We start from the raw sequence: 18723 nt of genomic DNA on the forward strand, positions 1-18723 counted from the left end.
CCCGCTGATCAAACGGCTCCTCATTAGTCGAGCAGAGATCGCAGATAGTTCCAATTACTGTTCCGAAAGCTGCAACTCATCGACGTTCTGCGGAGTCTGTAGGAGTGGACGCGACCATCTGGTCGATGTCGCACCGGCAGGCTGGTCCGAATGTCACGACGAAGCCATCCATCGAACGGGGCGAGGAGGCGGGATGGTCCGACACATGAGGCGGTTGGCCGTCGTGTTGGCGGGCACGCTGTCGGCGGCGTTGCTGTCGTTCGGCACCGCCGGCTCGGCCTCGGCGGCGCCGAAGCCGGCACCCGCCGGAGTGGACATCACCGGCACGGGGCTGTCCGCGCCGCTGCGGATGCACGCGGACAAGGAGCCCGCCCTCGTCGGCGCGGTCATCGACCAGGTCAACTTCCTCGCCCGCACCGGCATGCCCACCGGTCCGAAGGCGGCCAACCTCGGTCCGAAATACACAGTCGTGGTGCTCGCCGGCGAGACGCCGAAGCAGACGTACGACCTCTATCCCAAGGCGATCGGTGGCCCCCGCGTCTATCGGCCGGCGAAGCAGCCGGACGGCCGCAAGACCAGCGCCGGCTGGTTCCTGGGTCGGCTCAGCATGTCCGAGACCCTGCGCACCGCAGGTGTGCCGCTGGAGCGGCAGTTCGACACGGTCAGCGGTGGCGCGGGCGGTGGCGAGCGAGTGCTCCCGGAGGACACGCTCGACCCGGCGAAGGACCTCGACGAGGCGCTCAGCGACCTGCAACGCCTGCTGCTGCTCAACGTCGGCGTGATGCTGACCATCACTGTCGGCCTCGCCGGGATCGCCCTGCTGATCCGCCGTCGTACGCGCTGAGCCGTCGTACGCGTTGAGCCGTCGTACGCGCTGATCAGCGCCGCGTTGGCGGTGGTCAGCACCAGCGGCGCGGTGGGCGCTCCCGGCGGGTGGCCCGTGGGCGCGGCCGGACCGGGCCGTGCCGATGTGCCCCGGCCCAGCCGGGAAGTTCGCTGAGGCAACCAGCGGGAAAGTCCGAGTCGGTCTCAGCGAGGCCGGCGGGCTCCGCGGAGCGCTGACGCGGCAGCACGGGCTCGTCATCGGCACGCCCGACGAGTGGTTCCACCGGGTGCGCCGGCCCGCCGCCGACCGCCCGGCGGTGCTTGCCAGCCGCCTGCGGGTCGTGGTGCCCCGGCCGGCAGGGCTCGCCCTGGGCGCAGCCGTGCTCGGCCTCCCCGTGCGCCATCCCCGGTCTCCTCACGCTCGCCTCACCCTCGGGTGCTCTCCCCGAGGTGCCCTGTCACCGTACTGGCCGGGACCGACGGGCCGCGCGCAGCGTACCTGGGGTCCGGACCGGCCGGTCCGCGAAGACGCCGCTCAGCGCGGGAGCCGGTCGCGCAGTTCACAGCTTCTTCCCGCACCGTTCACCCGGCGCGTCACGGCTGGACGCACCGGCGGTCGGAGAGCATCCGCGTACCCCTTTCGGCGCATGGCGGTGGCGTCGGGGTCCTCCCCCGGTCGGAGTCCGACGGGCGACGGCTGTGGTGGGATCGGGGCATGCGTCCGCCACCGTGGCTCGACTCCGGCACCCTCGGCCGTGACCTGGTGCTGGCCGGCGCGTCGCTGGCCGGCGGCCTGGTGCTGTACGCCCTGGGTTGGCAACCGCAGGTCCGTCCGAACGTGGAGGTGCCGTCGGCGCTGTTCCTGCCGCCGCTGGTGGCGGTGTGCGTCGCCGTCGGCCTACGGCGGGTCGCGCCGCGCGCCAGCCTGGCCGTGGGCACCGGCGCGCTGGTGGTGGACACGGTGCTGGGCGGCTCGCTGGGCACGGTCCTGGTCTACACGCAGGTGCTCTACGACGCCTGCGTGTACGGCCCGCCCCGGCTGTGGCGGTGGTTGCTGCGGATCACCGTGGCGCTGAGCGTGGTCGGGGTGGTCGTCGGGGTGCTCGGGTACGGCCAGTGGCGTGGGGCGGCGCTCGGGGTGCTGGTGGTGCTCGTCGGTGTGCTGCCGGTCCTGACCGGCATCAGCGTGCGGCAGTACCGCGACCAGGCCGCCGCCGAGCGGGCGCGGGCCGAGCAGACCGCCCGGCTGGTGGAGCTGGACCGCCGGCAGGCGGTCAGCGCCGAGCGGGCCCGGATGGCCCGGGAGCTGCACGACGTGGTCGCGAACCACCTGAGCGCGGTGGCCATCCACGCCACCGCCGTGCTCTCCGTGCCCGGGTTGGATCGCGGTCAGGTGGAGTCGGCGTTGCGGGTGATCCGGGAGAGCAGCGTGCAGGGGCTGGCGGAGATGCGTCAGATGATCGAGGTGCTGCGCGAGCCCAGGACGGGTGGCGGCCCGGCCACGCCGGAGGTGGTCACCGCACGGCTGGCCGAGGCGGACGGACTGGTCGAGCGCATTCGCGCGGCGGGCCTCGCGGTGCGGGTCCGGACCGATGGCACACCGGGCGCGCTGCCGGTGGGGGTGGACCTCGCCGCGTACCGGATCGTGCAGGAGTCGCTGACCAACGCGCTCAAGCACGGTACGGGCGAGGCGGAGCTGACGATCGCGTACCGGCCGGCCGAGGTGGTGCTGACTGTGGAGAACCCGGTGCGCCGGGGCGGGGCCGGGCTGCCGGGCGCCGGGGCCGGGCTGATCGGCATGCGGGAGCGGGCCACGCTGCTGGCCGGCCGGTTCACCGCCGGGCCGCGCGACGGTCGCTGGCAGGTGCGGGCCGCCCTGCCTACCGGGGAGAGCGGGTGACCGGGCCGGCGCGGCCGCCGGGCGACGCGGGCACGGCGACGGTACGGGTGGTGCTCGCCGACGACCAGCCGGCGGTACGGGCCGGACTGGCCCTGATCCTGAACGGCTCGCCGGGCGTCGAGGTGGTCGGCGAGGCGGGCGACGGCGACGCCGCGGTGCGGCTGTGCCGGGAGCTGCGCCCCGACGTGGCGGTGCTGGACGTGCGGATGCCGCACCGGGACGGGATCTGGGCGACCCGGGCGATCGTCACCGACGGGCTCGCCGACGTGCTGGTGCTCACCACCTTCGACCTGGACGAGTACGTCTTCGGGGCGTTGCGGGCCGGCGCGGCCGGATTCCTGCTCAAGGACACCGACGCCGACGGTCTGGTCAGCGCGGTGCGGACGGTGGCGCGGGGCGACGGGTTCATCGCGCCCACTGTGACCCGCCGGCTGATCACGGCGTTCGCGGCCACCGCACCGGGCGCGTCGGCGGACGCCCGGGCCGCGCTGGGCACCCTCACCCCGCGCGAGCGTGACGTGCTGGCCTGCCTCGGGTTGGGCCTGTCCAACCAGCAGATCGCCGATCGGCTGCTGCTGGCGGAGAGCACCACCAAGACCCATGTGAGCCGGATCCTCGCGAAGCTGGACCTGCGCAGCCGGGTGCAGGCCGCGATCCTGGCCCAGGAGGTGGGCCTGTCCCCTCCCCCAGTGTCGTAGAACAGGCCCGGCGGACCGGTGCCGACGTGGTTGGCCTGCTCACGACGTGTCAGGCTAGGGCGGTGAGCACGCCGGGCGGTGGGGAGCTGTCGGCCACGCTGCGCCGGATCGAACGATCGGCGGGGGCGTTGGCCACCTCCAGCGTGGCCCGGATGGACGAGACGCTGCCCTGGTTCCGGGCGCTGCCGGCCGACCAGCGTTCCTGGGTGATGCTCGTCGCCCAGGCCGGCGCGAGGTCGCTCGTGCAGTGGCTGCGCGACGGCGGTGGCACCGCGGACAGCACCCAGGAGGTCTCGGACGAGGTCTTCGCCGCCGCCCCGCAGGCACTGGCCCGGTCGATCACCCTTCAGCAGACCGTGGCGTTGATCAAGGTGACGATCGACGTGGTCGAGGAGCAGGTGTCGCACCTGGCCGCCGAGGGCGAGGAGCAGCAGCTACGCGAGGCGGTGCTGCGCTTCTCCCGGGAGATCGCGTTCTCCGCCGCCCGGGTGTACGCGCGGGCCGCCGAGTCGCGCGGCGCCTGGGACGCCCGGTTGCAGGCACTGCTGGTGGACGCGCTGCTGCGCGGCGACTCGCCGGATGTCCTGGCCAGCCGGGCCGCCGCGCTCGGCTGGGCGGACGCGCCGCCGGTGGCGGTGGCGGTCGGCCGGTCGCCCGGCGGCGAGGTCTCCGCGGTGTTGCACGTGGTCTACCGGCAGGCCCGCCGGATCGGCGTGGAGGTGATCGGCGGCGTCCACGGTGACCGGCTGGTGATCGTGCTGGGCGGCGCACCGGACCCGCTGACCGCCACGGCGAAGCTGCTGAGCGCGTTCGGGGACGGCCCGGTGGTGGTGGGTCCCGCCGTACCGAGCCTGGACGAGGCGACCGAGTCGGCGCGGGCCGCGCTGTCCGGTTTCCGGGCCGCGCCGGCCTGGCCCGGCGCGCCCCGGCCGGTGCCGGCCGCGGACCTGCTGCCGGAGCGGGCCCTCGCCGGCGACGCGGAGGCCCGTCGGCGGCTCCGTCACGATGTGTACGCGACGCTTGTACGCGCCGGTGGGGAGTTACTGGCGACCCTGGACGCCTTCCTGGCCGCCGGTGGCACGCTGGAGAGCGCGGCCCGCGCACTGTTCGTACACCCGAACACGGTGCGTTACCGGTTGCGGAGGATCGCCGAGGTGACCGGGTTCTCGCCCCTGTCTCCGCGCGACGCGTTCGCCCTCCAGGTCGCGCTGACCGTGGGTAGGTTGGATCCGGTTGTCCCGCTCGTCTCGCCGGTCCCGACTCAGACAATGACCCCGACCAACCGGAAATCCCCTCAAAACGAGGATGATCCCCGCCGATCTTTGTAGGAAACCTCCAAAGGTCCTAGTACGGTTTGGTCGAAGGCGGCACAGCGTTACCCGCATTTATCCGGGAGAGTCATAGGCGTGCTCGCCGTACTTAGTCCCGGCCAGGGTTCTCAGAAACCCGGCTTCCTGACCCCCTGGCTCGACCTGACCGGCACCGAGGCGCGACTGCGCGAGTGGTCGGCACTGGCCGGGGTCGACCTGCTGCACCTGGGCACCGACGCCGACGCCGACGAAATCAAGGACACCGCCCGCACCCAGCCGTTGCTGGTCGCCGCGGCGTTGCTCGCGGCCGAGCACCTGCCGCTGGACGGCGTCGCGCTCACCGCCGGCCACAGCGTCGGCGAGTTGGGTGCTGCCGCCCTGGCCGGTGTGCTGTCGGCCGACGCCGCGATCACCCTGGCCGGCGTACGCGGCCGGGAGATGGCCGCCGCGTGCGCGCTGGAGCCGACCGGCATGGCCGCGGTGCTCGGCGGTGACCCCGACGAGGTGATCGCCGCCATCGAGGCGAACGGGCTGTACCCGGCCAACCGCAACGGCGCCGGGCAGATCGTCGCCGCGGGCGCCCTGGACGGGCTCGACAAGCTCGCCGCCGCGCCGCCCGCCCGGGCCCGGATCATCCGACTCCAGGTGGCCGGCGCGTTCCACACCCCGTACATGGCTCCGGCCGAGACCGCGCTCGCCGCGGAGGCCGCCGGAATCACCCCCGCCGACCCGACCCGGACCCTGCTGTCGAACCTCGACGGCACCGCAGTCGACAGCGGCCCGGCCATGGTGCAGCGCCTCGTCCGTCAGGTCACCGCGCCCGTGCGGTGGGACCTGTGCATGCGCACGCTGGCCGACCTCGGGGTCACCGGCGTGATCGAGCTGCCCCCGGCCGGCACCCTCGCCGGGCTGGTCAAGCGGGAACTCAAGGGCGACGGCGCCCCGGAGATCGTCACCCTCAACACCCCGGACGACCTGCCGGCCGCACGGGACCTGATCGCCCGTATCGGAGGTCGTTCATGACTGGCAGTCGCATCGTCTCGATGGGGCACTACCAGCCCTCCCGGGTGGTGACCAACGACGACATCGCCCAACTCGTCGACACCAACGACGAGTGGATTCGTGACCGGGTCGGCATCGTCAGCCGGCGGATCGCCGACAGTGAGACGGTCGCCGACATGGCCGCCGCGGCCGCCGGCAAGGCGCTCGCCAACTCGGGCCTGACCGCCGCCGACATCGACCTGGTCGTGGTCGCCACCTGCTCCTCCATCGACCGCAGCCCCAACGTGGCCTGCCGGGTCGCCGCCAAGCTGGGCATCACCGCCCCGGGCGCGTTCGACCTCAACACCGCCTGCTCGGGCTTCGCGTACGCGCTGGGCACCGTCGACCACGCCATCCGGGCCGGGGCGTCGCGCAACGCGATAGTCATCGGCGCGGAGAAGCTGTCCGACTTCACCGACTGGACCGACCGCTCCACCTGCATCATCTTCGCGGACGGGGCCGGTGCCGCGGTGGTCTCCGCCACGGCCGACGACGAGCCGACCGGTATCGGCCCGGTCGTCTGGGGTTCGGTGCCGGAGAAGAGCGACGCGGTCCGCATCGAGGGCTGGCGCCCGTACATCCAGCAGGAGGGCCAGTCGGTGTTCCGCTGGGCCACCACCGCTATCGCGCCGCTCGCGCTGCAGGCCTGCGAGCGGGCCGGGGTCGACCCGTCCGAGCTGGCCGCGTTCGTGCCGCACCAGGCCAACGCCCGGATCATCGACGGCATCGCCAAGCGGCTCAACATCCCCAACGCGATCATCGCGAAGGACATCGTCGAGTCCGGCAACACCTCCGCGGCGAGCGTGCCGCTGGCCCTGTCCAAGCTGGTCGAGCGCCGGGAGGTGCCCTCGGGCGCGCCGGTGCTGCTGTTCGGCTTCGGCGGTGGCCTGACCTACGCCGGTCAGGTCGTCCGCTGCCCCTGATGACCCCCTCGGGCGCGTACGCGTCCAGGAGTGGCGGTCGGCGACGCCGACCGCCGGAGAACCCCGATGAAAGGAACGAACCGCAATGACCCGTGACGAGATCACCACCGGCCTCGCCGAGATCCTCGAAGAGGTTGCCGGGGTGAACCCGGACGACGTGGCCGAGGGGAAGTCCTTCACCGACGACCTCGATGTCGACTCGCTCTCCATGGTGGAGGTCGTGGTCGCGGCCGAGGAGAAGTTCGGCGTCAAGATCCCGGACAACGAGGTGCAGAACCTCAAGACCGTCGGCGACGCTGTCAGCTACATCGCGGCGCAGTCCTGATCATGAGTCGTCCAGACGTCGTCGTCACCGGGCTCGGCGCGACGACCCCGCTTGGCGGGGACGTCGCGTCGACCTGGGACGCCATGCTCGCCGGCCGCTCCGGGGTGAGTGCCCTCACCCAGGAGTGGGCCGAGCAACTGCCAGTCCGGATCGCCGCCCAGTTGGCAGTGGAGCCGTCCGAGGTGCTGGACCGGGTCCGCCTGCGCCGCCTGGACCGTTCCGAGGCGATCGCGATCATCGCGGCACAGCAGGCCTGGGCGGACGCCGGCCTGGCCGGCTCCGACCTCGACGGGGAGCGGTTGGCCGTCAGCGTCGGCTCCGGCATCGGTGGCGCGACCACCCTGCTCGCCCAGGACGACATCCTGGAGGCCTCCGGGCCACGGCGGGTCTCCCCGCACACCATCCCGATGCTGATGCCGAACGGTCCGGCCGCGTGGGTCGGGCTGGAACTGGGCGCCAAGGCCGGCGTGCACTCGGTGGCCAGCGCCTGCGCCACCGGTGCCGAGGCGATCGCCCTCGGTCTGGACATCATCCGTTCCGGCCGGGCCGACGTGGTGGTGGCCGGCGGCACCGAGGCGGTCATCCACCCGCTGCCGATCGCCGGTTTCAGCTCGATGCGGGCCATGTCGACCCGCAACGACGACCCGGAGCGGGCCTCCCGCCCGTGGGACCGGGGCCGGGACGGCTTCGTCCTCGGCGAGGGCGCCGGCATCGTGGTGCTGGAGCGGGCCGAGCACGCAGCGGCCCGGGGCGCCCGGGTGTACGCGCGCCTCGCCGGCGCGGGCATCACCTCCGACGCGTACGACATCGTGCAGCCGCACGCCGAGGGCGAGGGCGCCATCCGGGCCATCGCCAAGGCGATCGCCGACGCGGACATCGCCAAGCGGGACATCGTGCACGTCAACGCGCACGCCACCTCGACCCCGGTCGGGGACATGCTGGAGATCGGCGGGCTGCACAAGGCGCTCGGCGACCACCCGGTGCTGTCCGCGACGAAGTCGATGACCGGTCACCTGCTCGGTGCGGCCGGCGCCCTGGAGTCGATCGCCACCATTCTGGCGATCCGCGACAGCGTCGTCCCTCCGACGATCAACCTGGACGACCCGGAGCCCGGCCTCACCCTGGACGTCGCCGCGCACAAGGCCCGCCACATGGAGATCCCGGCCGCGTTGAACAACGCGTTCGGCTTCGGCGGCCACAACGTGGCTCTCGTCTTCGCCCGACCCTGAGTTCCGGCGCAAAGGGCCTCTCCTCGTCGAGGAGGGGCCCTTTCGTCGTTCAGCCCCGGTTGCGGGGGTGCTGCTTCGCGGTGCGCTCGTTGCCGTGGCGGTAGTTGCCCGTCCAGCGGGCCATCACCAACTGCGGGTCGTCGTCGACCTCGGCGAGGAACTCCGCGGCCCGAGCGCCGCGCAACGTGCCGGCGACCCGTCCGTGGTGGGTGATCACCACTGTGCCGTCCGCCCGTTGCACGTGCCGGAATCCTTCTGCCGCTCCCATGGGGGCAGGTTGTCAGACCGACCGGGGGTGGGGCGACCCGATTTCGGTGGCGGGTGAGCGGTGCCGATTGACGTCGGAACACCGCACGGCTTAGATGGGCCGACTGAAGATCGACTGACAGGGATCAGCACAATGGACACTCGTACCCGTGTAGCCGTGTCGGCGGCGCTCGCCCTCGGCCTGCTGGCCGGCTGCGGCGACGACGCCGACGCTCCCGCCGGGCCCGCGGCCGGCGGCCCGGCCGCGCCGGCCACGGGCGAACCGTGGTACGACGAGGTGGCCCCGGCGTCGTCGAGCGGCACGACCGGCGGCACGGGTTCCCCTGCCCGGTCCCGGTGTCGTTTCCGCTGGCCGACGGGTGGACGGCGAAGGCGGTCGAGCCGCCCAAGGGTGAGCTGGCCGAGCTGGTCGGCGAGGCGCTCACCAAGCGCGGCGGCAGCACCGTGCGCTGCGAGGTGGACGGCCGGCAGGCCGGCGGCGGATTCCTGCGGATCTGGGCGGCGGACTCGCCGACGGTCACGCCGCGCGCCGCGCTGGAGAGTTTCGCCACCGGGACCGACGAGACGATCGCCGGTCAACAGTTCCGTGATCTCCGCGCCGGCGGCTTCGACGCCACCGAGATGACCTGGCTCGCCACCAGCCCGTTGACCGAGGAGGAGGCACGCAACTGGGCGCTGGCCGTCCAGTCGGCCGGGCAGACGCTGGTCTTCACCGTCAACGAGGGGCTGATCACCGAACGGACCGACGTGCTGCCGGCGTACCGGCTCGCGGTACGCGGGCTCGCGAAGAGCGAGTGAGGTCGCCCCGGCGCGGACGCTGACGCGTCCGCGCCGGCCGGTCAGGTGCGGCAGGTCGTCGCGGGCAGTCCGGGGACGGTCACCGGGGACCGGCCGCCCGGCCGCGCCTTGCCGGCGAGCACGGCGGCCAGGCCGGTCATCGACGCCCGGCTGGAGGAGTACGTGGCCAGCAGCGTCGGTGACTTGGCGTCGGCCAGCACGTACGGGGTGTCCATGGCGACCGTGACCGCCGCGTCGGGGCGCAGGTCGCTGGCGCCGTCGCCGTAGCCCACCAGGTGCACGATCGTGCCGCCGCTGGGCTTGACCTGCACCCCGGCGGCGGTCAGCGCGGCGGTGAGCGTGGCCCGGGTGCCGTCCCGACCGCCGGACGAGGTGACGGTGATCGGCCCGCGTGCCGCTTTCTCGCAGGCGCCCCGCAGCACTGTGACGGCGGCGGCGGCCAGCGCGTCGGCCGCCGCCCGGTGCGCCGGGGTGTTGAGCGTGGACATCTGCGCCGCCGGCAGCTCCGCGAGCTGGAACTTCATGGTCAGCACCCGGGTGACCGCCTCGACCAGCCGGGTCCGGGGCAGCGATCCGCCGCGCAGCGCGGCGAGCAGCCCGTCGTACGCCTGACCGACGTTCGGGGTCATCAGGATGAGGTCGTTACCGGCGTTGAGCGCCCGGACCGCCGCCTCGCCGGGAGCCCAGCGCTTCGCGGGCGGCATGTTCATGCCATCGGTGACCACCACGCCCTTGAAGCCGAGTTGGCCGCGCAGCACGTCGGTGAGCAGCTTGTGCGAGAACGTCGCAGGGGTCCCCGGGTCGATCGCGCGCGCGTCCAGGTGACCGGACATCACGGCCATCGCGCCCGCGTCCATCCCGGCGGTGAACGGCGGCCACGCGCCGCTCTGCAACGCCGCGGCGGACTGGGTGAGCACCGGAAGATCCTGGTGCGAGTCGTCGGCGCTGTGGCCGTGCCCGGGGAAGTGCTTCAGGGTGGCCGCGACCCCGACCGCCTGGAGGCCGCGGACCGCGCCGCCCACCTGCGCGGCGGCCTGCTTCGGGTCGGTGCCGTAGGACCGGGAGCCGATCACGGTGCTGCGGGTGGCCAGCACGTCCGCCACCGGAGCGAAGTCGATGTTGATGCCCATCGCGGCCAACTCGGTGCCGGCGGCCCGCCAGGCGGCCTCGGTGAGCTTCGGGTCGCCTGCCGCACCGGCCGCGAGGGCGCTGGGCAGCACGGTGACCCCGTCGGTCACGCGGGTGACGACGCCGTACTCCTGGTCGGTGCCGATCAGCAGCGGCGCGGAACCGGCGGCGAGTCGACCGGCGGCGGTACGCAGCCCGGTGGTGAGCTCGTGCACCTGCTTCGGATTGTCGACGTTGGTGGTCTCCTGGTTGCCCTTGGTCGGGTCGTCGGCGCTGAAGCCGACGAGGATCAGGCCACCCAGCCGGTACTTGGCGATCATGTCGGCGGGGGTGTCGACCCCGGCGAGCGCCTGGTTACCGGCCGCCGAGCCGGCGGAGACCTTCGTCGCCGAGTCGCCGTAGGCGTACGGCATCAGCACCTGGCCGACCAGGTCTTCGTCGGACAGCGTCGTGACCAGCGCGGCGGCGCGGCTGGCGGGGTCGCCGGCCGGCGGCGCGGCCGGGACGCTCGAGGCGGCGGGGCTGGGCGTCGGGGCGGGTCGGGGCGACCCGCCCGAGCAGCCGGAGACGAGCAGGGCGGTCAGGGCGGCGACAGCGACACGGGCGCGCCACGGGCGATTCGACACGCCGCCTATCCCACCAGTTCCCCCTTATCGGGGCAACTTGACCTTACCGCCCGCACGCCGCATCGCGGCGGACGTGCACGTCGCCGCCTCGCGGAGTGTCGGATCAGCCGACCCGAGTGAGCAAGGTCACCGGGGCGCCGTCGCCGGCGTACCGGTAGGGCTCCAGGTCAGCGTCCCACGCCGTGCCGAGCGCCTTGTCGACGGCGTGCGCCAGCGCCTCCGGGGCCCGGGAGGCCGCCATCAGCGCCCGAAGGCGGTCCTCGCCGAGCTGGATGTCGCCGGCCACACCGACGGTCGCCCGGAACAGGCCACGGGCCGGCACGTACATGAAGCGCTCACCATCGGCACCGGGACTCGGCTCCTCGGTGACCTCGAAACGGATCATGGGCCACTGCCGTAGGGCAGCAGCCAGCTCGGCGCCCGTCCCCGGACGACCGGTCCACCCGCACTCGGCCCGGCGTGCGCCGGGGTCGACGGGCTGAGCCGTCCACTGCAGGTTGACCGGCGCGGCTAGGACGCGCGCGATCGCCCACTCGACGTGTGAGCACACGGCGAGCGGGGTTGAGTGGACGTATACGACGCCACGCGTTGGCACGGTGACCTCCCGGAGAGCGAGGTGCGTCTTCCCCTACGACCTCGTCCACCCAGGTGGCTGCTGCAACACATGATGACTCCTGTGACAGGTGGTGCGCCAGGGAATCGGAAAAAACGCCGGGCGGAATAGCCGGACGGGTGGTCGCCGTTGCCTCTCAGGACACCGCGACGACCAGCATGATGTCGTGGTCCTGTACAGTTCCACCGGCGGCTTATGCCGCGTTACACCTTCGCGGGTCGAGTCACGTACGACCCGCACACAGCCCCCGGACGTCCAGTCCTCCCGTACGTCTTGCAAGGAGTACCTCCGTGGCGAGCAACACCTCTAAGACCGCGCGCGCGTCCGTCCGGGCCGGCCAGGCTGGCCAGGGTGGCGCCCTCAGCGTGCTGGGCGAGTTCAAGTACCTCATCCCGCTCAACGGCGGCAAGCACGCCTACGTGCGGAACCTGACCAACGGCAAGACCGCGCACCTGCGCACGGACTCCGACGCCTTCGTCGAGGAGATCCGCGTGCTGGCCGCCGCCGGCCACGCCGCCAAGATCCGGGCGGAGATCAACAACCTGGCCACCACCCACCCGGGTGACGGCTGGGAGGCCACCGAGAAGCGCCTGGTCGCGGCCGGCGTCTTCGAGGGCTGAGCCCTCCCCCACCGCACCAACCGAAACCGCCCGCCGGGAGTTCCCGGCGGGCGGTTTCGCGCGTCCACGGTCGGTCAGCCCGGATCGAGCAGGGCGACCTCGCCGGTGGCCAGGTCGTAGAGGCCGCCGACCACCGCCACCCGGCCGGCGGCCACCGGCCCGGCCAGCAGATCGTCCTGGCGCAGGGTGCGCACCGTGCGCCGCACGTGCCGGCGGATCGCCAACGGCTGCACGGCCGGATCGTCGATCCCCGCCTCAATCACCGCCGGGGCGATCTCGTCCACCAGGTGCGCCAGCGACCCCCCGGGACGCTGCCCGGTTCGCAGCGCCTGCACACTGGCCTCCACCGCGCCGCACCGCTCGTGGCCGAGGACCATCACCAGCGGTACGCCGAGCTGGCCCACCACGTACTCGATCGAGCCGCAGACCGCGCGATCGAGCACGTGCCCCCCGGTACGGATCACGCAGATCGCGCCGAAGGTCTGGTCGAAGATCGCCTCCAGCGGCACCCGGGAGTCGATGCAGCCGAGCACCACTGCGTACGGCTGCTGGTCGCCGGAGGCCGCAGCGGCGGCGGCCGTGACGTCGTGTCCGTGCACCGGCTGGCCGCTGACGAACCGCCGATTTCCGGCGAGCAGATCGGCCAGCGCGGCGCGGGGCGTGCCGCCGGCCTGCCGCTCCTGCCCCGACGCCGCGCCCATGGGCGCTCCGGACGACCCCATGCCGTTCAGCTTGGCCCGCCGCCGCGCGGCACGGGCGAGGTCGGGAATGTTCGCCACGGCGCGATTGGCGTGGTGTCATGGCGGGTAGCCGGTGTTACCGCCGGGTATCGGAGGTGCTGGTGGTACCTGGGCGGCCCTGGGGAGGTGGCGATGCCGGAGCGGTTCGAGGTCGGCCTGCCGGACGGCGTACGGCTCAACGTCGAGGCGACGGGTCCGACGGACGCCCAGGTCACGGTCATCCTGCTACACGGCTGGACGCTGGACGGGCGCGCCTGGCATCGGCAGGTCGACGCGCTCTCCGCTGCGCCGTTCGGGGATGCGGTGCGGGTGATCGCCTACGACGCACGGGGGCACGGCCGGTCCAGCTGCATGGCGCTGCGCACGGCCACCCTGGCCCAGTTGGGTGACGACCTGGCGGCCGTGATCGACGCCGTGGCGCCGACCGGCCCGGTGGTGCTGGTCGGGCACTCGATGGGCGGCATGACGATCATGGAGTACGCCCACCGCCACCCCGCGCACTTCGCCGCCCGTACCGCCGGGCTGGTCTTCGTCTCGACCACCGCCGAAGGGCACACGCACACCGTCTACGGGCTCTCGCCGCGGATCGCCAGGTTGATCCGGCTGGCCGAGACGACAGGCGCCGGCGTGTTGGCCCGGTGTGGCTCGTGGCGGGCGCCCCGGGCGCTGCTGAACGCGCTGCAACCGAGCATCCGGTGGATGCTCTTCGGTGACCGCTGCGAGCCGGCCGACATCCGCCTGGTGACGTCGGCGGTGGCTCGGGCCTCGCTGCGCTCGATCGGCGGGTTCCGCGCCTCCATCGGCACCCAGCACCGGCTGGACACCCTCACCGCGTTGGCCCACCTGCCGGCCGCCGCCCTGGTCGGCGACCGGGACCGGCTGACCCCACCGCCGTGCGCCGAGTCGATCGCGGCGGCTCTGCCGGCCACCGAGCTGACCGTCTGCCCAGGTGCCGGGCACATGCTGATGATGGAGCGTCCGGACGAGGTCAACGCCGCGCTCACCGGCGTGCTGTGGCGGGTGCTCGCCGAAACGGCACCGAATCGCCGTGACACGACCCCCGCCGAGACGGGTGCCTGAGCACGTTCGCGCACCTCGGGCGCGGCGGGTCGGGCCCGGGGCCGTACCCTTCTGCGGTTGGCCCGCGCGGTTCCCGCCGCCTGCCGGCGACCTTTGAAGGAGCGTGCGTTGACCGACCAGACCGGCCTGGAGCAGGAGATCGCCGTCGAGCAACGACACCTCGACCGGGTGTACGCCCGACTGGCCGAGCTGCGGCAGTCGGCCGTCCGCGCCGAGCGCGACGGCTATCGGATGGCGCGGGTGGGCACGCACGGCGCGCTTGTCGAGCGCGACGCGATGGTCTTCCACGCGGCGCAGCGGCGGCACACCCTGGACGCCGAGCACGAGGGGCTGGTCTTCGGCCGGCTGGACCTGCGCGACCGCCAGGTGCTGCACGTCGGGCGCCTCGGCATCCGCGACGAGGACGCCCGCACGCTCGTCGTCGACTGGCGCGCGCCGGCCGCCGCCGCCTTCTACCAGGCCACCCCGGCGCAGCCGCTGGACGTGGTGCGACGCCGCACGATCCAGTCCCGCGCCGAGCGGGTCACCCGGATCGAGGACGACCTGTTGGACCCGACCGCCGCACCGGAGGGCATGACTGTCGTCGGTGACGGCGCGTTGCTGGCCACCCTGTCCAAGGCCACCGGCCGGGGCATGCGCGACATCGTGGCGACCATCCAGCGGGAGCAGGACGAGGCGATCCGCTCGCCCGGCTCCGGGGTGACGATCGTCGCGGGCGGTCCCGGCACCGGCAAGACCGCCGTCGCCCTGCACCGGGCCGCGTTCCTGCTGTATTCCGACCGCAGTCGCTACGCGGGCGGCGGCATCCTGGTGGTCGGCCCGTCGTCGGTCTTCGTCGAGTACATCGGGTCCGTGCTGCCGTCGCTCGGTGAGGACACCGCGACCCTGCACTCGCTGGGCACGCTCTTTCCGGGGATGACCGCCACCCGCCCCGACCCGCCCGAGGTGGCGGCGGTGAAGGGCTCGCTGCGGATGCGCCGGGTGCTGGAGCGGGCGGCCCGCGACGCGGTGCCGGGCGGCCCGGGTGAGCTGCGGTTGCTCTACCGGGGCACGCTGCTGCGGCTGGACCGGGCGGCGCTGGACCGGATCCGGGACCGCGCGCTGCACCGCGGCGCGCGGCGCAACGAGGTGCGCCGGGCCGGTTTCGACGGGGTGTTCGCCGCGCTCTGGGCGCAGGCCCGGGAGCTGAGCAGCGGTCGGCTGCCGGAGCAACCGGCCTTCGAGGCCGAGATCGCCGAGCGGCCGGAGTTCCGGGAGTTCCTCAAGGCGTGGTGGCCCCGGCTGCACCCCCGGCACGTGCTCGGCTGGCTGGCGCAGCCGGACCGGCTGCGCCGGTACGCCGGGGGAATCCTCTCCTCGGCGGAGATCCGGCTGCTCGACGCCGCGTACCGGAACCTGGACTCGGCCGGGCTGACCATCGCCGACATCGCGCTGCTGGACGAGCTGGACGCACTGCTCGGCAAGCCCGCGCAGCCGGCAAAGGCCCGGCGCGACCCGTTCCAGCTCGCGGGCGGCGTCCGTGAGCTGAGCACCCTCGGCGAGCGGCAGCGGGCCGCCCGCGCGGCGGCCCGCGAGCGGCCGGAGGACTACCGCGACTACGCCCACGTGGTGGTGGACGAGGCGCAGGACGTCTCGCCGATGCAGTGGCGGATGGTCGGTCGACGTGGCCGACTGGCCTCCTGGACAGTGGTGGGTGACCCGGCGCAGACCGCGTGGACCGGCGACCCCGACGAGCTGGACCGGGCCCGCGACCAGGCGCTGGGTCGGCGGAAGCGGCACGATTTCACGCTCACCACCAACTACCGCAACTCCTCGGAGATCTTCGCGGTGGCGGCTGCGGAGATCCGCCGCCTCTACCCCGACCTGCCGCTGCCGACCGCGGTCCGCTCCACCGGGGTCGAGCCGGTCGAGCTGGTGGTGCCCGCGACGGGGCTGGAGACCGCGACCGTGGAGGCCGCCGCCGGCCTGCTGGCCGAGGTGGAGGGCACGGTCGGAGTGATCACGCCGGTCCCCCGCCGCGACGAGGTCGCCGGTTGGCTCGGCGCGCTCGGCGCGCCGAGGTTGCAGGTGGTGACCAGCCTGGAGGCCAAGGGCATGGAGTACGACGGGGTGGTGCTTGTCGCCCCGAGCGAGATCCGCGCGGATCCGGGCGCCGGGGTACGCACCCTGTACGTGGCGCTCTCCCGGGCCACCCAGCGGCTCACCACCATCGACCCGACCGGCTGACATGTGCGGACTGCCGCAAGTGGGAAGCGCTGCCCGTACACTTGCACACATAGCGATGTGAGCATACATTTGACCGGGTCCCGACCAGCGGCGGAAGGTGGTTCTCGTGGGCGCAGGTCATGATCACCACCATGGGTCCGTCGCCAATGCCGCACACCAGCACCGGGGTCGACTCTGGGCGGCGTTCGGGCTGCTCGCCACCCTGATGGTGGTCGAGGCGGTGGTCGCCCTGCACACCGGCTCGCTCGCCCTGCTCTCCGACGCCGGCCACATGTTCACCGACGTGCTCGGCATCGGGATGGCGCTCGCCGCGATCACGGCGACCCGGCGGGCCACCGGCGACCCGCAGCGCACCTTCGGGCTCTACCGACTCGAGGTGCTCGCCGCGCTGGCCAACGCCGTCCTGCTCTCCGGCGTCGCGATCTACGTGGTGATCGAGGCGATCCGTCGCTTCGGCGACCCCCACCAGGTCATCGCCGGCCCGATGCTCGCGGTGGCCGTGCTCGGTCTGCTCGCGAACATCGCCGCCTTCGCCCTGCTGCGCGCCGGGGCCCGGGAGAGCATCAACCTCCAGGGCGCCTACCTGGAGGTGCTCGGCGACCTGCTCGGCTCACTCGGCGTCATCGGCGCGGCGCTGCTCATCACCGTCACCGACTGGTGGTGGGCCGACCCCCTCGTCGCGGTCGCCATCGGCGTGTTCATCCTGCCGCGCACCTGGCGGCTGGCCCGCGCCGCCGTCCGTATCCTCGTGCAGGCCGCCCCGGAGCACCTTCAGGTGACAGCCGTGCACGACCGGCTGGCCGCGGTCCCCGGTGTCGTCGAGGTGCACGACCTGCACGTCTGGACGCTCACCTCGGGCATGGAGGTGGCCTCCGCACACCTGACCATGGCACCCGGCGCGGAGGTCGGCGCGGTGCTCACCGCGGCGCGTACGGCCCTGCACGACGACTTCCGCATCGAGCACGCCACGTTGCAGATCGAGCCCGGCGCCGCCTCCGGAGCGTGCGGCTCCATCGAATGGTGACGCGGCCGTAATTTTCCGTGGTGACGCACGCACCGTCCGTCACATTGGCTGCAGCAGCCCCATCGGCACCGGTAGGCTCGGTCCCGGCCTCCACCAGGCGGCGCCTTCCCGGCGCCGGTGGTGGTCGCCGCCTAATCGCCCAGCTGGGCGAACCGGGGAACCACGTTCCTGGGGTGCATCCGCGTCAGCGGTAGGGATCTTCCGTCCCGAACCCGTCAGCTAACCCGGTCGGCGGCTGACGGAAGGACATGCGCAGTGGCACCAGCACGACCACCCGCCGCCAGACTGGCGGCCCTGATCGTCGCGATGTTCGCCCTCGGCGTCGCGCTTCCGGCCGGCACCGCCTCGGCCGCTCCCCCGACCGGCCTGCGGGCCGCCGCACCCGACTCCGACGAGGAGGGCGGCACCCCGGCGTTGCGCGCCCAACTCGAGGCGGCCAGCAAGGGCTACCTGGACGCGAAGCGCGCCCTGGACACCTCCCTGCAACGGCAGCAGCAACTCGCCACCCAGCTCAAGACCATCGAGGTCGAGATCGACCAGCGCAACGGCAAGGTCGGCGAGATCGCCGAGGTGGCGTACCGCACCGGCCGGCTCGGCGCGATGTCGGCGCTGCTCAACAGCAACACCCCGGAAGGCTTCATGGACCGGGCGGCCGCACTGGACGCGGTGGCCGCCAACGAGGACCGGGTGCTGCGCGACCTGCTGGACAGCAAGGACAAGGCCAACCGCACCCGGGTCGCCCTGGACGGCGAGATCAACGAACAGCGCAAGCAGGTCGCGGTGATGGCCAAGCGCAAGGAACAGGCCGAACGGGCCCTGACCGTCGCCACCGCACCCAAGCCGCAGACCACCGCCGACAGCGGCTCCAACCGGGGCACCTCCAGCGCCAACGCGAAGGCCGCGCCGCGCAACTCCGACGGCTCCTGGCCCTCCGAGTCGTGCAGTGTCAACGACCCCACGCCGGCCAACGGCTGCATCACCCCGCGCACCCTGCACGCGCTCAACCAGGCCAAGGCCGCGGGCTTCACCAGGTACGTCTCGTGCCACCGCCCCAGCGGCTCCGGTGAACACCCGAAGGGCCGGGCCTGCGACTTCGCGGCACAGAAGAACGGCTTCGGCGGGAACGCCACCGGCGGCGACAAGACGTACGGCAACAACCTGGCCGCCTACTTCATCCGCAACGCGGACCGGCTCGCCGTGCTCTACGTGATCTGGTACAGGCAGATCTGGCTGCCCAGCAGCGGGTGGAAGTCCTACAGCGGGGCGAACGGCACCCCGTCCACCGACCACACCAACCACGTACACCTGTCGGTCTACTGACCCACGCTCGGTGATGCCGGTGAGTCATCG

General features: G+C 73.1%; 17 protein-coding genes, 2 pseudogenes and 1 riboswitch. Of the genes and pseudogenes, 14 read left to right on the forward strand and 5 right to left on the reverse strand.

Features of this window, described 5'->3' with window-relative positions; translation table 11 throughout:
- Positions 1–193 precede the first annotated feature (193 nt).
- Complete coding sequence (locus ACQP0U_RS25015) at positions 194–844, forward strand: hypothetical protein (RefSeq protein WP_433311477.1); 651 nt, start codon at positions 194–196, stop codon at positions 842–844.
- 55 nt (positions 845–899) lie between these two features.
- Here the strand turns inward: ACQP0U_RS25015 and ACQP0U_RS25020 are convergent, their stop codons facing one another.
- The gene (locus tag ACQP0U_RS25020; protein ID WP_433311480.1) at positions 900–1229 is read right to left on the reverse strand and encodes a hypothetical protein; all 330 of its coding nucleotides are present in this window, start codon (positions 1227–1229) and stop codon (positions 900–902) included.
- Between the two features lie 311 nt (positions 1230–1540).
- Here ACQP0U_RS25020 and ACQP0U_RS25025 point away from each other — a divergent pair, with 311 nt between their 5' ends.
- From ACQP0U_RS25025 to fabF, 7 genes and pseudogenes are all read left to right on the forward strand, one after another.
- Entirely contained in the window at positions 1541–2725 is a 1185-nt protein-coding gene (locus tag ACQP0U_RS25025; RefSeq protein WP_433311483.1) for a sensor histidine kinase, read from the forward strand.
- A complete protein-coding gene (locus tag ACQP0U_RS25030; RefSeq protein ID WP_433311486.1) occupies positions 2722–3423 on the forward strand; it encodes a response regulator in 702 nt (233 codons plus the stop codon). The genes ACQP0U_RS25025 and ACQP0U_RS25030 overlap by 4 nt, the downstream gene beginning before the upstream one ends.
- A 26-nt stretch (positions 3424–3449) precedes the next feature.
- A complete protein-coding gene (locus ACQP0U_RS25035) occupies positions 3450–4751 on the forward strand; it encodes a PucR family transcriptional regulator (RefSeq protein ID WP_433311488.1) in 1302 nt (433 codons plus the stop codon).
- 78 nt (positions 4752–4829) lie between these two features.
- Positions 4830–5747 (forward strand): annotated as a pseudogene (locus ACQP0U_RS25040) (ACP S-malonyltransferase); the annotation flags it as partial.
- A gap of 5 nt (positions 5748–5752) precedes the next feature.
- On the forward strand, positions 5753–6697 hold the full coding sequence (locus ACQP0U_RS25045) for a beta-ketoacyl-ACP synthase III (protein ID WP_433311491.1): 945 nt from the start codon (positions 5753–5755) through the stop codon (positions 6695–6697).
- Between the two features lie 85 nt (positions 6698–6782).
- Positions 6783–7022, forward strand: a complete 240-nt coding sequence (locus ACQP0U_RS25050) for an acyl carrier protein (RefSeq protein WP_030330276.1) — start codon at positions 6783–6785, stop codon at positions 7020–7022.
- A 2-nt stretch (positions 7023–7024) separates the two neighbouring features.
- Complete coding sequence (fabF, locus tag ACQP0U_RS25055; protein ID WP_433311494.1) at positions 7025–8251, forward strand: beta-ketoacyl-ACP synthase II; 1227 nt, start codon at positions 7025–7027, stop codon at positions 8249–8251.
- 49 nt (positions 8252–8300) lie between these two features.
- On the opposite strand, the gene ACQP0U_RS25060 is transcribed toward fabF, so the two are convergent.
- A complete protein-coding gene (locus tag ACQP0U_RS25060; RefSeq protein WP_030488757.1) occupies positions 8301–8519 on the reverse strand; it encodes a hypothetical protein in 219 nt (72 codons plus the stop codon).
- Positions 8520–8651: 132 nt separating this feature from the next.
- Here ACQP0U_RS25060 and ACQP0U_RS25065 point away from each other — a divergent pair.
- A pseudogene (locus tag ACQP0U_RS25065) lies at positions 8652–9316 on the forward strand (lipoprotein).
- A 41-nt stretch (positions 9317–9357) separates the two neighbouring features.
- Here the strand turns inward: ACQP0U_RS25065 and ACQP0U_RS25070 are convergent.
- Positions 9358–11079, reverse strand: coding sequence for a glycoside hydrolase family 3 protein (locus tag ACQP0U_RS25070; protein ID WP_433321108.1), 1722 nt, complete (start codon positions 11077–11079; stop codon positions 9358–9360).
- A 94-nt stretch (positions 11080–11173) separates the two neighbouring features.
- Complete coding sequence (locus ACQP0U_RS25075; RefSeq protein WP_272612885.1) at positions 11174–11665, reverse strand: DUF3145 domain-containing protein; 492 nt, start codon at positions 11663–11665, stop codon at positions 11174–11176.
- 308 nt (positions 11666–11973) lie between these two features.
- Between ACQP0U_RS25075 and ACQP0U_RS25080 the strand changes: the two genes are divergently transcribed.
- On the forward strand, positions 11974–12303 hold the full coding sequence (locus ACQP0U_RS25080; protein WP_354942397.1) for a hypothetical protein: 330 nt from the start codon (positions 11974–11976) through the stop codon (positions 12301–12303).
- A 74-nt stretch (positions 12304–12377) separates the two neighbouring features.
- Here ACQP0U_RS25080 and ACQP0U_RS25085 read toward each other — a convergent pair whose 3' ends face one another.
- Entirely contained in the window at positions 12378–13004 is a 627-nt protein-coding gene (locus ACQP0U_RS25085; protein WP_433321111.1) for a carbonic anhydrase, read from the reverse strand.
- Between the two features lie 171 nt (positions 13005–13175).
- On the opposite strand from ACQP0U_RS25085, the gene ACQP0U_RS25090 reads away from it, so the two are divergent.
- The 4 genes from ACQP0U_RS25090 to ACQP0U_RS25105 all read left to right on the forward strand — a co-directional run bounded on the left by ACQP0U_RS25090 (position 13176) and on the right by ACQP0U_RS25105 (position 18693).
- The gene (locus ACQP0U_RS25090; protein WP_433311499.1) at positions 13176–14123 is read left to right on the forward strand and encodes an alpha/beta fold hydrolase; all 948 of its coding nucleotides are present in this window, start codon (positions 13176–13178) and stop codon (positions 14121–14123) included.
- A 108-nt stretch (positions 14124–14231) separates the two neighbouring features.
- A complete protein-coding gene (locus tag ACQP0U_RS25095) occupies positions 14232–16349 on the forward strand; it encodes a HelD family protein (RefSeq protein WP_433311502.1) in 2118 nt (705 codons plus the stop codon).
- 106 nt (positions 16350–16455) lie between these two features.
- On the forward strand, positions 16456–17373 hold the full coding sequence (locus ACQP0U_RS25100) for a cation diffusion facilitator family transporter (RefSeq protein WP_433311505.1): 918 nt from the start codon (positions 16456–16458) through the stop codon (positions 17371–17373).
- Positions 17374–17491: 118 nt separating this feature from the next.
- Positions 17492–17623, forward strand: a riboswitch (cyclic di-AMP (ydaO/yuaA leader).
- A gap of 5 nt (positions 17624–17628) precedes the next feature.
- Entirely contained in the window at positions 17629–18693 is a 1065-nt protein-coding gene (locus ACQP0U_RS25105; protein ID WP_433311508.1) for a coiled-coil domain-containing protein, read from the forward strand.
- Positions 18694–18723 lie beyond the last annotated feature (30 nt).

This window comes from Micromonospora sp. CA-269861 (assembly GCF_050948505.1).
Taxonomy (GTDB): domain Bacteria; phylum Actinomycetota; class Actinomycetes; order Mycobacteriales; family Micromonosporaceae; genus Micromonospora.

Coding starts and splice junctions, on each gene's coding strand:
- fabF (WP_433311494.1), top strand. CDS start 7,025: ATGAGTCGTCCAGACGTCGTCGTCACCGGGCTCGGCGCGACGACCCCG.
- ACQP0U_RS25025 (WP_433311483.1), top strand. CDS start 1,541: ATGCGTCCGCCACCGTGGCTCGACTCCGGCACCCTCGGCCGTGACCTG.
- ACQP0U_RS25015 (WP_433311477.1), top strand. CDS start 194: ATGGTCCGACACATGAGGCGGTTGGCCGTCGTGTTGGCGGGCACGCTG.
- ACQP0U_RS25060 (WP_030488757.1), bottom strand. CDS start 8,519: ATGGGAGCGGCAGAAGGATTCCGGCACGTGCAACGGGCGGACGGCACA.
- ACQP0U_RS25050 (WP_030330276.1), top strand. CDS start 6,783: ATGACCCGTGACGAGATCACCACCGGCCTCGCCGAGATCCTCGAAGAG.
- ACQP0U_RS25020 (WP_433311480.1), bottom strand. CDS start 1,229: ATGGCGCACGGGGAGGCCGAGCACGGCTGCGCCCAGGGCGAGCCCTGC.
- ACQP0U_RS25045 (WP_433311491.1), top strand. CDS start 5,753: ATGACTGGCAGTCGCATCGTCTCGATGGGGCACTACCAGCCCTCCCGG.
- ACQP0U_RS25085 (WP_433321111.1), bottom strand. CDS start 13,004: ATGGGCGCGGCGTCGGGGCAGGAGCGGCAGGCCGGCGGCACGCCCCGC.
- ACQP0U_RS25090 (WP_433311499.1), top strand. CDS start 13,176: ATGCCGGAGCGGTTCGAGGTCGGCCTGCCGGACGGCGTACGGCTCAAC.